This is a genomic window from Alcanivorax sp. (genome assembly GCF_040118815.1).
GTDB lineage: Bacteria > Pseudomonadota > Gammaproteobacteria > Pseudomonadales > Alcanivoracaceae > Alcanivorax.
Window position 1 is genome coordinate 813,766 of the sequence record NZ_JBEDTC010000015.1, and the last position, 13,124, is coordinate 826,889.

Below are 13,124 nucleotides of genomic sequence, written 5' to 3' on the forward strand. Positions count from 1 at the left end.
CGTTACTCCCCCATGCAATAGATGGCCGCATCGGAAAACAGAGTTTTCATGCGGTAGTTATCGTTTTTGAAGTGGCTGGTCATGCTGGCCAGCTCGGCGGTGTCGGCACCGTCGGCGGGCTTGCGCAGGCACACGGCCTGGAACACTTTTTCGGTCTGGCAGGTGGCGAACACTTCACTGTGGGCCAGTTCCTTACCCATGCTGGCGGCGCCTTCGCCGCTGCCGGAAAGACTCGGGTCCCAGCCCAGGTTGGCATTAGGCCCCTTGCGCCAGTAGTTGTCCCAGCTGTTGTCGGGGGTGATGTAGCCCCAGGGGAAGTTGTTGCCGTTGATCAGGTATTTTCCCTGCACCCGGGTACCGGTCTCGGCGTCGTTGCCGCTGTTGTAAACCATACGGCCGCCATTACCTTCCTGTTCGCCTTCCCAGTCGTAGTAGGCAAAGGCCTGGGCCAATGGGTCCATGCCGCTGTGGCAGCCGATACAGCTGTTGCGGAAGATGCGGCTATCGCCACCGGGGCTGCGGCTCACGTCCTGGCGGATGCGGTCGGAGGGGCGGGTGGTGTCCTTGACCTGTTCCAGGTCCCGGCACATGTGGTTCATCATCGTGAAACGCAGCATGGCCCGGTTGGTACCGGCATAGAAAAAGGCGTTGGCGGCGGCGCGGGAGGTAAGTACACCCGCCACGGCTTCGGCAGGCGTGCCGTACTGGCTGGCCTGGCTGCTTTCGGTAAGCACCGTGCTCAGGTCGGCGTGCTGATCTTCCAGCGCCTGGTAATGGGCGTTGCTGGAGGGGGACGCCGCCGGGTTGGTGTTGCCCACATAGAGCAGGTCGCTGTAGAGGATACGACGGAAGTCCACGTCGTCACGGACCACGCCGATGATGGTGGCGGTGTAGTCGTTGAGCGGGGCGAACACATCCTGGGCTTCGTTGGTCCAGGGGGTGGCGAACTGCTTGATGGTGACGTTGTAGAAGGCCGGATTGTCCATGGCCAACTCGGCGGCGTCGGCTGCCTGGTTATTATCGATCAGGTTTGCCATTTCGGTCAGCGTTGCGGCATCGGCCGGTACGCCGGCAAGTCGATTGTGAATGCGCTGAGCCTGATCCCGGCTGTTTGCCGTTGCGGTGGCAGGCACCGCCATGACAAGCGCGATCAGTATGATCCCCCGGTAGCCTTTCATGGGCTTGGTCCTTGTTGTTCTCTATGAGCACCGCGCCCGCATTATGCGTTCGCCGGCAAGCCAGTAGTGATAATGATATTACCGTTTAACAGATTTCCCGTATCCCGTGAGTATTCTGTATGACATTCTGCGTCACTCTCTGTGATGTGACGCCCAGAAATTTAAGAAGATATTCGTGATACTGATGTAAACCTACGAAATACGGATGAACGGGTGAAAATAATAAAGCGTATTGGGGGGCTTGGCCTACTGGGGTTGCTGGCAACGCTGGTTGGCTGTGGAGGCCTGGATGGAAGCGAGCAGACGCAGGACCCGACCGTGACCGCGATCCCGGTGGCCTACGTGCAGCGTACTCCGCCCCAGTCTGACATGGACGAGATGGCACAGGAGACCCTGGAAGACCCGGCGGTGTTCCAGGCCGGTGCCCGCTTGATGGTGCGCGACAGCGCATCGTCCCGAGCCGAGGCCCGGGATGTGACCACGGCGCGGCTGGGTGTTGGCCACGATGTCCGTGATCTCAGTGTCAGCCCGGATGGGACGCGACTGCTTTTTGCTGCCCGCGCCCCGGAGATTCCTGATGCGGATGACGACGAACAACCTACCTGGAATGTTTGGGAATACGATTTCCAGAGCGGGGCGATCCACCGCCTGATCAGCAGCGACCTGCTGGCTGAAGAGGGCCAGGACCGTTACCCCGCCTATCTGCCCGATGGGCGCATTGTCTTCTCTTCTACTCGCCAGCGTCAGGCCCGGGCGCGCCTGCTGGATGAAGGCAAGCCTCAGTTTTACCCTCTGGAAGAAGGGCGTGACGTGAGTGCCTTTGCGCTGCACGTGATGCAGCCGGATGGTTCCGATATTCAGCAGATTACCTTCAATATGAGCCACGATGTGGCGCCGCTGGTGAAGGCGGATGGCCGGGTGGTCTTTCTGCGCTGGGACAACAAGGACAATGAAGACCGTTTTGACCTGTACCGGGTGAACCCGGACGGAACCGCGCTGACACCTCTGTATGGGGCTGAGAGCCATGAGCTTACCGGTAACACCCGTCGTGAGTTCCTGCCGTTATCCTTCATGGGCGATGGTCGTTTGCTCACGGCTATTCGGTTGCGTGAAACCGCCGCCGGGCAAATGGAACCGGTGGCGATTGATATCGATAACTTCGTTAACCGGGACGGCCCCTTGTTCGGCCGGGTGGCAGGGCAGGCGGAGCAGTCTCTGCCTGGCCCGGATGCCACGCTGACCGGCGACATTTCGGTGACCGGACGTACGGCGGACCTGGTCAGCCTGAATGATGGCACCGGGCGTTACCTGATGGCCTGGTCGCCATGTCGCCTGCTGGACGGCGCGGTGTTGCGCCCTTGTACCGACGAGTACCTGCAGCAAGGCCTGCCGGAAGCCGAGCCGGCGTTCGGGCTGTGGATTCTGAATCCATCAGAAGGGACGCAGTTGCCGGTGGTGCAGCCCCAGCAGGGGTTGTGGATCACCGAACTGGCGGTGGCCACCCCCGGTAACTTGTCGGCGGTGGTGCCGGCCTCGGATCGGGACGAGGATCTGGCCGATGCCAATATGGCGCGTATCGACATCCGCAGCGTTTACGATCTGGATGGTGGTTTCTCCAGTTTCATGAACCCGGGCCTGCCGGGAATCAATTCGATTGCCGATTTCAGTGACCCGGCCCAGGTAACGCCGGACGAGCGGCGGGTGCGCTTCCTGCGTATTACCAAAGGTGTGCTGATCCCCAACGAAGACGTGCGTGATATCAGTGGCGCCCAGTTTGGCCGGACGGCCAATTTTGGCATGCGCGAGATTGTCGGCTATGTGCCAGTGGAGCCGGATGGCTCCGTGCGTGCCAGGGTGCCGGCGGATGCGCCGCTGGGACTGCAACTGGTGGATGCAGAGGGCAAAGCCGTGTTCAGCCGTCATGGCGCCTGGTTGAACCTGCGTCCCGGAGAAACGCTGCAATGCCAGGGTTGTCATCTGACCAATAACCCCCAGCCCCATGGCCGCACCGATGGCATGGCGCCGTCGATCCATGCTGGCGCGCCCTTTACGGGGCAGCCGTTCCCCAATAGCCGGGCGGATGTGGTGCCGTTTGCCGATGCCGGGGAAACCATGGCCCAGGCTCTGGCCCGTTTCCTGCCAGACAGTGAATGGCCGGACACCAATATGCAGGCCTTTGACGCCTGGAGTGATCCGGCGCCGGACCCGGCGGATGAGCTGCGGCTAAGCTATGACGATCTGGAAACCGCTGCCCCCGCCACGTCGGCCTGCCAGACCCAGTGGCAGCCGGAATGCCGGACCGTGATTCATTATGAAGACCATATTCAGCCGATCTGGGATCTGCCACGGGTGGTGGATGTGGGGGGGGTGATGGACGATCGCACCTGTTCGTCGTGCCATAACCGTCGCGATGCCATGAATGCCCTGCAAGTGCCACCTGCCCAGCTTGAGCTCACTGGTGAGGCGTCACCTGCCCAGCAAGAGCAGCCCACCAGTTACCGGGAATTGTTGTTCAACGACAATGAACTGGTGCTGGAAGACGGCGCTTTGGTGGACAACCTGGTCATCCTCACCGATGGTGAAGGCAATGTCGTTTACCAAACCGATGAAGACGGGGAGTTGATTCTGGATAACAATAGTAATCCGATTCCCGTCACGGAGACGGTGGCTGTGTCTGCGACCCTCCGGGCCGGGCAGGCACGCAACTCCGGCGCCTTTTTTGATCGGTTCGCCACTGGTGGCGTTCATGAAGGCTGGCTGAGTGCGACGGAGCAGCGCCTGATTGCCGAATGGATCGACCTGGGGGCGCAGCTGTATAACGACCCCTTCCGGGTGCCGGAAAACTGAGCGGGCTTTCCCGCACTTTGAAATGTATTGGAAAGGAGACGCACCCGGTGCGCCTTGTTGTAGTTTTTTTATCACTGATTGCGGTACTGCCGGCCTGGGCTGAGCCAGAGACCAGACCAGAAGACGCCAAAGCAGATACCGCGCCGGTGCGCGTAAAGGTGTCGGAGCCCTTTGTGGAGATCCACACTGGTCCGGGCCGCGGCTATCCGGTGTTTCATGTTGTGGAGCGCGATGCCCCGCTGACCCTGGAATATCGCCGTGCCGGCTGGATCAAAGTCAACACCGTGCGTGGTCGGGTAGGCTGGGTGCCCCGTGAGGCCCTGCTGGCGACCCTGGATGGCAGCGAACAAACCCCCGAGATGAAAAATCTGGGCCAGGAAGCATTCCAGTCCGGTCACTGGCAGGCATCGGTGCTGATGGGCGAGCTGGATGAAGTGACCTCACTGGCGTTTGCGCTAGGTTACCGGATGACGGAAAACCTGTCCGCCGAAGCCATGTTTACCCAGGCCAGTGGCCCTTTCGCCAATAACAAACTGATCGACATTAACTTGCAGCACGAGATGTTCCCGCGCTGGCGGGTCTCTCCCTATGTCATGCTGGGCACCGGGCGCGCCAAAATTGAGCCCCGGGCCACGGTGGTGACACCGGAAAACCGTGATGAGGATTTTGCTTTCGCAGGGGCGGGCCTGAAGGCCTACCTATCGCGAGGGTTTGTTCTTCGCGGCGAATACCGAAGCTACGTGCTGTTCACCCAGGAAGACGACAACCGGAATTTAGAAGAATGGAAACTCGGTTTCTCTGTACTGTTTTAACGGCGTCCCTGTTGCTGCCGCTACAAAGCCTGGCGGCAGAACAAGGTGACGATAACAAGACCACCGTCCGGGATGCGGATGCGGAATCCGTGCTCGATCCGCGCATCGAACGCCGCCATATCAAAGAGGCGGACATCGACGCGGAAAATTTTGAAATTGGCCTCTACACCGGCATCCTCTCCATTGAGGATTTCGGCAGTGACCCGGTGCTGGGCCTGCGACTGGATTATCACTTGTCTGAGGATGTGTTCCTGGAAGGTAGTCTGGGCCGCTCCAAGGCCGGGGAAACCAGTTTTGAAACACTGAATGCGGGTGTGAAGCTGCTCACTGATGATGAGCGAGAATACTCCTATTACCAGGTGGGTGTGGGTTACAACCTGCTCCCGGGTGAGGCGTTCCTTTCGGAAAATCGGGCCTACAACAATGCCTTGTATTTACTGGGCGGTGCCGGCATGACGGATTTTGCCGGTGACGACCAGTTCACCTTGAGCCTTGGCGTGGGCTACCGCTTGTTGATTAATGACTGGATGGCGGTGCGCGTGGACATGAAAGATCACATCTTCAATCTAGACGTGCTGGGTGAAGACAAAACCACCCATAATCTGGAATTAACCGCAGGTATCGGTGTGTTTTTCTGATCACGCAGAACGAACGCACGCGGAATAAAAAAAGCAGGCAAATACAGTGAGGGGAAGCACAATGAAGAAATGGCTATCGGGGGTGCTGTGTGGCGCGCTGTGCGTGTGGAGCCTGGGGGCGAACGCGGATGTCACCGGCCCGGCTCCGGACTTTACCCTGAAATCCAGCAGTGGCGAGAACGTCAAGCTTAGCGAGTTGCGCGGCACGGTAGTGCTGCTGAACTTCTGGGCGTCTTGGTGCGGCCCATGCCGGACGGAAATGCCCTTGTTGGATGAGCTCTATCAGGAATACCGGGATTACGGCTTCACTATATTGGGTGTGAATCTGGACGAAAATCGTGATCAAGCGAACCTGCTGCTAGACAAAATTCCGGTGGCCTTTCCGGTGCTATTTGATCCGACTAATAGCACCAGTGAGATCTACCAAGTGGATGCCATGCCGACCACGGTCCTGATTGATCGCAACGGCAAGGTGCGCTATCACCACCGTGGCTACAAGGACGGCTATATGGATCACTACCGGACCGAGGTGAAGGAACTGGTGCTCGAATAATGCGACAGACCGCGCTGATTTCCCTGTTGATTGCTGCTGCTCTGAGCAGTGGCTGTTCATCCGTGCAGCCCTGGCTTAAGCCTTACGAGCGTGCCCGGCTGGCCGACCCCGTGATGAATCCTGCGGCTAACCCTGCATCGGATAACTACATGCACCACGTACATCAGGCCCGTGAAGCCATGCGAGGAGCAGAAGGTAGTGCCGGCGGAGGCTGCGGATGCAATTGATGTGGGGGCTGCGAGTCGGGGTACTGTGGTTGCTGACCGCCAGTGCGTTCGCGGCGGTATTGCCGGAAGATCGCTTGGACGTGTTGCGCCATGCTTACGATGGCGGCGGTATGGATATCAAAGGCCCGTCGGTGTTAGTGCGCAAGTCTTTTGCTGACAAATTGTCGGTGCGTGCCAATTACTATGTGGATAAGGTGTCGGCGGCCTCCATTGATGTGGTGACCAGTGCCAGCCCGTATTCAGAAGAGCGTACCGAGAAAAGTGTCGGCATCGATTACCTGGCGGGCAAAGCCATTTATTCACTGAGCTACGGCAACAGTGAGGAAAGTGACTTTGAAGCCAACTCGGTGCACTTTGACATGAGCCAGGATTTTTTTGGTGACCTGACCACCCTGAGTCTGGGGTATTCAAAAGGATGGGATGAAGTATTTCGTACCGGCGACAACAGCTTTGCTGAAGAAGCCGATCGACAGCACTTTCGCATTGGTTTGAGTCAGGTTCTTACCAAAAACCTGATCGGCAGTATTGGCCATGAATTGATCACCGATGAGGGCTACCTGAATAACCCCTATCGGTCGGTGCGCTACCTGACCTCACCGAACAGCTATAGCTTTGAGCCAGAGCGCTACCCAAATACCCGCACCAGTGAAGCCACTGCTATCCGGTTGTCCTATTACCTGCCGTGGCGCGCCGGTTTGCACGGCGAGTACCGGGTTTACAGTGATTCCTGGGGGGTCGATGCGAATAGCTGGCAGCTACAGCTAATCCAGCCTATTGGCCAGCGCTGGACCGTGGAAACTCGTTACCGGAGCTATCAACAGGGCGATGCGGATTTCTATGCGGACTTGTTTCCGTTCCAAAATTCCCAGAACTTTCTGGCCCGCGACAAGGAGCTGAGTGAGTTCTCGTCCACGGTGCTTGGTGTGGGTGTGGGGTTCCAGTTCAGCAAACCCAATTGGGGCACCATCGATAAAGCCGGCCTACACCTGTGGGTGGATAAATTCAGCTTTGACTATGACAACTTCCGCGACATCCGCGTGCAAACCACGCCGGGCACAGAGCCGCTGTACAACTTCGATGCCACGGTAACGCGATTACTGTTTACGTTGTGGTATTAGGTTCGCACCACGCACCATGCTGGCACCTCCGTGTTGCATGATGCGTGCAGCGTGCTGCGTCTCTATAAGCAGCGTCTCTTATAACGAATCCGTCAACAAAATCCCGAAGCTGTAGCGGTTTTCATAATTGTCGTAGTTAATTAGCGAATCTCCGTAACCGGTAAATACCTGCACCAAGCCCTTGAAACGTTTGCTGAGCGGGAAGGAATAGTTGATGCGGGCGGCGCCCTTGTTTTCGGAGCGCAGATTATTGCGCAGCATCAGTTCCACCACGTGGTTGCCGAACGGGCGTGCGACTTCCAGTTCAAAGTTACCCATGTACTTTTCAATATCCGGGTTGTCGTCACCACGAGGATCTAGCGGCTCGTCTTTTTCATCTTCAGGTATGCGATACCAGGGTTTGAAGGACCAGTAATAATCGTTGGTCTTGAAAATATAGTTCAGGAATACCCGGTTCCAGCTGCGCGATACCGGTACATCCTGGCCGTTGGATTCATGCGCCACACCCACGGCGAGCAACTCCGAATCCAGCGGGCCGAACTGCCAGTCGATGGGCTTGGTAATGAACAGCTCGGGCTCGTAATTGGCTTCGCGGAACGGAGCGGACAGGTCACTGTTGTAAGCCTGCCAGTAGAAGGTGCCGGTGAAGGCCATCCACAAGGTAATGTCATCAACGATCTTTTCCTTGATCGGCGCTTTTAGTGAAAGTTGAAACTTGACCTCGGTGGGCTGCAGGTCACTGTCGTTCTTGGTGGGATCGTTCCACTGCCGGTTGGACCAGTAACTGTAGGGCAAGAGGTAGTTGCGCCGATGAGGCGTGATGACAAACGGATTGCCCTGGGTGGTGTTTTCCAGCGCCAGCCTGGCCCGTAACGCGTCTTCATGGGCGCTGATTTTTTCCTGTTCTTCGCCGTTGGTGCACCAGCCCCGCATTTCCTGCAATGTTACTTTGCCGTTGGCGGTTTGGGCGCTGCGCAGCAGACAGTTATTGAGCTTTTGCTCTTCGGTCATGCTGGTGGGGGCGGTATCCGGAACTGGAGTGTCGTTGCTGGCGGCTTCTTGCGCGGACAGCGGCGAACTGGCCAAAGCCAGGGCGAAACAAAGCCGTTTATGCATACAGGCCTTCCTGTGGCGAATTGTTATGTGGCGAGGTGCGATTTATGGGGCCAAGTATTACAGCGATTGTGCTTCTTCATCACTCATGGAGCGAGCTTGCTCTTCCAGCATGACAGGGATGCCATCGCGCACCGGGTAGGCCAGGCCGCTGGCCTTGCACTTCAGTTCGGCGGCTTTTTCGTCGTAGATCAGCGGCGCTTTGCTCACCGGGCAGACCAGGATGTCCAACAGATTCGGGTCAATCATTTCGCTATTCCTTAACAGGCGGTTAAACCGTAATCCCGCGAGTATACCGAAACCCGAGGGGCTTGAGAGGCCACCGGAGGCAGACCGACGCTTTTTTACGGTTGCCGGGTAAATGCCTTTTAAATCAGCGCAGTTAGCTGGCAAACGGTAGTTTCAAACGCTTGTTTGACTTGCGGGTCACAAATAGGGGTGGAGACGTGCCGGAGGCCTGACCTAAGATTAGCGTCCCAAGGAGTACTACAGAGACTCCCCCAACACTGGCGAGCCGCGGCCCGCCTCATTGTCACCGGTTATTTAGGGAGATTTGAGATGCCGGATTACAAGGCTCCCCTGCGCGATATGCGCTTTGTCCTGAATGAAGTACTGGATCTGGATGGCCACTACGCCAGCCTGGGTCTGGAAGAAATCAACAGCGAACTGCTGAATGCTTTCCTGGAAGAGGGCTCTAAATTCTCAGAAAACGAGCTGGCTCCCCTGAACCGTTCCGGTGATGAGGAAGGCTGTGGTTTCGATAACGGTGTGGTAACTACGCCGAAAGGCTTTAAAGAAGCCTACGCTAAATACGTGGAAGGTGGATGGCCGGCCATGGGTGGCGACCCGGAATTCGGCGGACAAGGCCTGCCCGGTTCTGCCAGCATCGCGATTTCCGAAATGACCGGTTCCGCCAACTGGTCCTGGAGCATGTACCCGGGCTTGTCCCACGGTGCGGTTGCGACCATTGAAGAGCACGGTACCGACGAGCAGAAAAACGGCTACCTGCCCAAGCTGACCAGCGGTGAGTGGACCGGCACCATGTGCCTGACCGAGCCGAGCTGTGGTTCCGACCTGGGTATCCTCAAGTCCAAGGCCGAGCCTAACGACGACGGTTCTTACAGCATCACCGGCACCAAGATCTTCATCTCCGCCGGTGAGCACGATATGGCTGAGAACATCGTTCACATCGTGCTGGCGCGCCTGCCGGGTGCGCCGAAAGGCACCAAGGGTATCTCCCTGTTCATCGTGCCCAAGTTCATGACCGACGGTAACGGCGGTGTGGGCGAGCGTAATGCGGTGACCTGTGGTTCCATCGAACACAAGATGGGCATCAAGGCGTCCGCCACCTGTGTAATGAACTTCGACGGCGCCACCGGCTACCTGATCGGCCCGGAGAACAAAGGCCTGAACTGTATGTTCACCTTTATGAACTTCGCCCGTCTCGGCACCGCTATCCAGGGTGTTGCGCATGCTGAAATCGGTTTCCAGGGCGGCCTGACCTACGCCAAGGACCGTCTGGCCATGCGTAGCTTGTCCGGCCCGAAAAACCCGGAAGGCCCGGCGGACCCGATCATCGTTCATCCGGACGTGCGTCGCATGCTGCTGACGTCCAAGGCGTTTGCCGAAGGCGGTCGTGCGCTGGTTTACCTGTGTGCCCAGCTGGGTGACAAGGTGAAGCTGGAGAAAGACGAAGCGGCTCGTAAGGAAGCTGACGACCTGATGGCGCTGCTGACACCGATCGCCAAAGCGTTCGTGACAGAAGCCGGTCTGGAAGCGGCCAACCACGGTGTGCAGATCTATGGTGGTCACGGCTTTATTCGCGAGTGGGGCATGGAACAGAACGTGCGTGATGCGCGTATCTCTACCCTGTACGAAGGCACCACTGGCATCCAGGCGCTGGATCTGCTGGGCCGCAAAGTGATGATGACTCAGGGTCAGGCCCTGCGTAACTTCACCAAAATTGTGCACCAGTTCTGTGAAGCCCATGCAGACAATGCCGACCTGAAAGAGTTGCTGGAGCCGCTGGCTGCCTACAACAAGGAATGGGGCGAAGTGACCCAGGCCATTGGTATGGAAGCCATGAAGAGCCCGGAATACGTGGGCGCCGCCTCCGTGGACTACCTGATGTACTCCGGTTACGTCACCTTGGCTTATCTGTGGGCGCGTATGGCGTCTGTGGCTCACGCTGCACTGGAATCCGGTGCCGGTGACGAGGACTTCTACAAGGCCAAGATCAGCACTGCACGCTTCTACTTCAAGCGTATCCTGCCACGCGTGGCTGGCCATAAAGGCGCCATCGAAGGTGGTCTGGACTGCATGATGGATCTGGATGCAGAACACTTTGCATTCTGATTTTTCCTGTAGATAAAAAAGCCCGCCTTTCATGGCGGGCTTTTTTTTGGTTTTTTTTTGGGTTCAAGATAACGCCAGCCGGGTGAGGAACAACGCCCGGCTGGCGAGAGATGACGCGCCTGTGGTTGTTGGCGGGCTGATCGTTACTCCCGGTGTTTTTCCGCTATAGTGATGCACTTCAAAAAACGGGGTAACAAGGACGAAGGGGAAATACCCATGAAAAAAGGATTCGCGCTGTTTGTGGTGCTAGTTGTATTGCCGGTAGTGGCATGGCTGGCGGCTACCTTTTATGTGGGCCTGCGTGTTGAGCAGGTGGTTCGCGATGAAGTCGCGAAAATGGAAATTCTGCCGGGCGAGGACGATGTTCTGCTGGATGTGGTGCGTTATGAGCGGGGGCTGTTTTCCTCCACCGCACATACCTGCCTGATAATTCAGGGTGAGCTGGCTGCCATGCCGGAGGCCGCAGCGCTGTCTGGTCAGGTGTGTTCGCTAAGCACGATTCATCATGGCCCGCTGGCATTCACCGATGAGGGGCTGCGAGTCGGGCTGGCAAGCACTCGTGAAGTGCTGGATCTGTCAGCGTTGCCGGCCGAAGGGAAGGGGCTGATCGAGCAGCTGTTTCAGGGTAAGGCGCCTGTGGTCGGGCACACATTCTATGGCTTTGATGGCAGCGTCCGCATTCGGGTGGCGTTTTCCCCGGTGAATCTGGATTCCCCCATGGGCACGGTTGCGTTGGACCAATTGCAGTTGGACGTGTACCGCCCTGATATTCAAGGCTATCCGGTCAATAGTTTTGTGACCCTTAAAGGGCTGGATATCAACGCACCGCAAGGGCAAGTGGCAATTGAATCGCTGACTGGATCTGTGGATGTGGTGGCTATGTTGGGGGGCACGTTACCGTTAACTGACGTGAACCTTAACGGAGAGGGGCTGCGGTATGCGCAGCATGATCTGTCGTTGCTGGAATTCGATTTTACCCTGCAGGGCAGTAGCCAGAATAAGGGCGATACTCTGGCAGGGAAAAGCGGCCTGTGGTTGGAGGGCGTTGCCGGCGCGATGGTGCCGTTACTCATGGATAGCGCCTACCTGGGCGTGGAATATGGCGGCCTCGACAAGCAGGCGCTGATCAAGGTCAACGCGCTCAACAATGAACTGGACCAGCTGCAAACCAACCTACTGCTGGGGGCCATGGCGAACAATGAGCCTGCTGATCCGCAGGAAACGGTTGTCAGAATAAAGACCCTGATCGACGAGATGATGACCGTGATCGGTGAGCAGTTGCTGCACCCGGGGGAGAGCCAGTTGGCCATGACGTTGCTGGTGGATAATGCCGATGAGCGTCAGCTCAGCCTGGATGCCCGTACCCGCTATCTCGGGATTGAAGGGCGTAACTTGCCTCTGCAAGAGTTGCAGGCGCTCACCGAGCAGCAAATGAGCGAGATGCTGGATATCACTCTGCAAGTAGAGATGGACGAAGCGATTATTCCGCCGCCTCTCGCCATGCAATTGCCCGGCTTGGCATCCCAAGGCGTGGTCGTTCAGGACGGGAGTCGCTGGCGCTCTGTGTTGAATGCCAGCGGTGATGATGTGGTGCTTAATGGAGAGACGATCTCGGTTGCGGTGCTCAAGCAACGCCTTGAAGCGGCCGCCGGGCCTATGGTTGACGTTACGTTGCCAAATGGTGAGGGGGGCGTTCAGGTTGCCCCTCAGAAAGAGGGTCAGCCGGCAGAAAAGGGTTTCGCGGCTCACTAGCCCTCATCGGTCACGTCGTTGCTTTTTGTTGACGTCAGACATCAAGCCTTTGGCTCCTGTTGCCTTTTTCAATTCAGGCGTACTGGTGCATGCTGTAGTGACGCTTCAGGAGTGTGAGCAATGATTAGAGTTGTGGCCTGGCGATTACTGGCGGTGTTTTGCGTGGCTTTGGGGATGATCGGCGTGGTGATTCCCGGCCTGCCCACGGTGCCGTTTTTGTTGCTGGCCGCTTGGGCGGGGACACACGGCTGGCCGCGGCTGGAGGCCTGGCTGCTGGGGCACCCCAGATATGGCTCCAGCATTCGTGACTGGCGCGAACACGGGGCGGTCTCACGTCGGGCTAAAATTGCCGCCTCAGTGATGATGCTGCTTAGTGTGATGATTATTAGTTTTTCCGGTGCTCATGTGGCTGTGAAGCTGGGGGTTCCGTTGATATTGGCGGTGACAGTGGTTTGGCTGTGGGCACGGCCGGAGCCTTGGGGCGCGAATACCGAGCAGGAAAACAAACAGGCGGACCGGTAGTCTTGGTCG

The 13,124-nt window shown here is 57.7% G+C and carries 12 protein-coding genes; 9 read left to right on the forward strand and 3 right to left on the reverse strand.

Annotated elements, in window-relative coordinates; translation table 11 throughout:
- Positions 1 to 2: 2 nt before the first annotated feature.
- Positions 3 to 1,178 carry a hypothetical protein gene (locus tag ABNH18_RS13025; protein WP_349383225.1) on the reverse strand — a complete coding sequence of 392 codons (1,176 nt, stop codon included), beginning with the start codon at positions 1,176 to 1,178 and terminating at the stop codon, positions 3 to 5.
- Between the two features lie 213 nt (positions 1,179 to 1,391).
- Here ABNH18_RS13025 and ABNH18_RS13030 point away from each other — a divergent pair, with 213 nt between their 5' ends.
- The 6 genes from ABNH18_RS13030 to ABNH18_RS13055 all read left to right on the forward strand — a co-directional run bounded on the left by ABNH18_RS13030 (position 1,392) and on the right by ABNH18_RS13055 (position 7,373).
- Positions 1,392 to 4,025 carry an HzsA-related protein gene (locus tag ABNH18_RS13030; protein ID WP_349383226.1) on the forward strand — a complete coding sequence of 878 codons (2,634 nt, stop codon included), beginning with the start codon at positions 1,392 to 1,394 and terminating at the stop codon, positions 4,023 to 4,025.
- A gap of 47 nt (positions 4,026 to 4,072) precedes the next feature.
- Positions 4,073 to 4,837: an outer membrane beta-barrel protein gene (locus ABNH18_RS13035; protein ID WP_349383227.1), complete on the forward strand. Its 765-nt coding sequence runs from the start codon at positions 4,073 to 4,075 to the stop codon at positions 4,835 to 4,837.
- Entirely contained in the window at positions 4,807 to 5,475 is a 669-nt protein-coding gene (locus ABNH18_RS13040; RefSeq protein WP_349383228.1) for an outer membrane beta-barrel domain-containing protein, read from the forward strand. Before ABNH18_RS13035 ends, ABNH18_RS13040 begins: the two co-directional genes overlap by 31 nt.
- A 61-nt stretch (positions 5,476 to 5,536) precedes the next feature.
- A complete protein-coding gene (locus tag ABNH18_RS13045) occupies positions 5,537 to 6,028 on the forward strand; it encodes a TlpA family protein disulfide reductase (protein ID WP_349383229.1) in 492 nt (163 codons plus the stop codon).
- Entirely contained in the window at positions 6,028 to 6,255 is a 228-nt protein-coding gene (locus ABNH18_RS13050; RefSeq protein ID WP_290493150.1) for a DUF4266 domain-containing protein, read from the forward strand. The genes ABNH18_RS13045 and ABNH18_RS13050 overlap by 1 nt, the downstream gene beginning before the upstream one ends.
- A complete protein-coding gene (locus tag ABNH18_RS13055; protein WP_349383230.1) occupies positions 6,246 to 7,373 on the forward strand; it encodes a DUF3570 domain-containing protein in 1,128 nt (375 codons plus the stop codon). The genes ABNH18_RS13050 and ABNH18_RS13055 overlap by 10 nt, the downstream gene beginning before the upstream one ends.
- Positions 7,374 to 7,451: 78 nt before the next feature.
- On the opposite strand, the gene ABNH18_RS13060 is transcribed toward ABNH18_RS13055, so the two are convergent.
- Positions 7,452 to 8,489: a phospholipase A gene (locus ABNH18_RS13060; RefSeq protein WP_349383231.1), complete on the reverse strand. Its 1,038-nt coding sequence runs from the start codon at positions 8,487 to 8,489 to the stop codon at positions 7,452 to 7,454.
- A 57-nt stretch (positions 8,490 to 8,546) separates the two neighbouring features.
- Entirely contained in the window at positions 8,547 to 8,735 is a 189-nt protein-coding gene (locus ABNH18_RS13065) for a Trm112 family protein (protein ID WP_349383232.1), read from the reverse strand.
- Positions 8,736 to 9,044: 309 nt separating this feature from the next.
- On the opposite strand from ABNH18_RS13065, the gene ABNH18_RS13070 reads away from it, so the two are divergent.
- The 3 genes from ABNH18_RS13070 (at position 9,045) to ABNH18_RS13080 (ending at position 13,115) form a co-directional block, all read left to right on the forward strand.
- Complete coding sequence (locus ABNH18_RS13070) at positions 9,045 to 10,841, forward strand: acyl-CoA dehydrogenase C-terminal domain-containing protein (protein ID WP_349383233.1); 1,797 nt, start codon at positions 9,045 to 9,047, stop codon at positions 10,839 to 10,841.
- 216 nt (positions 10,842 to 11,057) lie between these two features.
- The gene (locus ABNH18_RS13075; RefSeq protein ID WP_349383234.1) at positions 11,058 to 12,593 is read left to right on the forward strand and encodes a DUF945 family protein; all 1,536 of its coding nucleotides are present in this window, start codon (positions 11,058 to 11,060) and stop codon (positions 12,591 to 12,593) included.
- Positions 12,594 to 12,713: 120 nt separating this feature from the next.
- A complete protein-coding gene (locus ABNH18_RS13080) occupies positions 12,714 to 13,115 on the forward strand; it encodes a YbaN family protein (protein WP_349383235.1) in 402 nt (133 codons plus the stop codon).
- Positions 13,116 to 13,124: the final 9 nt, after the last annotated feature.

Excerpts from the sequence above, each read along its gene's own strand:
- ABNH18_RS13025 (WP_349383225.1), bottom strand. The coding sequence starts at position 1,178 with ATGAAAGGCTACCGGGGGATCATACTGATCGCGCTTGTCATGGCGGTG.
- ABNH18_RS13040 (WP_349383228.1), top strand. The coding sequence starts at position 4,807 with ATGGAAACTCGGTTTCTCTGTACTGTTTTAACGGCGTCCCTGTTGCTG.
- ABNH18_RS13045 (WP_349383229.1), top strand. The coding sequence starts at position 5,537 with ATGAAGAAATGGCTATCGGGGGTGCTGTGTGGCGCGCTGTGCGTGTGG.
- ABNH18_RS13050 (WP_290493150.1), top strand. The coding sequence starts at position 6,028 with ATGCGACAGACCGCGCTGATTTCCCTGTTGATTGCTGCTGCTCTGAGC.
- ABNH18_RS13055 (WP_349383230.1), top strand. The coding sequence starts at position 6,246 with ATGCAATTGATGTGGGGGCTGCGAGTCGGGGTACTGTGGTTGCTGACC.
- ABNH18_RS13060 (WP_349383231.1), bottom strand. The coding sequence starts at position 8,489 with ATGCATAAACGGCTTTGTTTCGCCCTGGCTTTGGCCAGTTCGCCGCTG.
- ABNH18_RS13065 (WP_349383232.1), bottom strand. The coding sequence starts at position 8,735 with ATGATTGACCCGAATCTGTTGGACATCCTGGTCTGCCCGGTGAGCAAA.
- ABNH18_RS13070 (WP_349383233.1), top strand. The coding sequence starts at position 9,045 with ATGCCGGATTACAAGGCTCCCCTGCGCGATATGCGCTTTGTCCTGAAT.
- ABNH18_RS13075 (WP_349383234.1), top strand. The coding sequence starts at position 11,058 with ATGAAAAAAGGATTCGCGCTGTTTGTGGTGCTAGTTGTATTGCCGGTA.
- ABNH18_RS13080 (WP_349383235.1), top strand. The coding sequence starts at position 12,714 with ATGATTAGAGTTGTGGCCTGGCGATTACTGGCGGTGTTTTGCGTGGCT.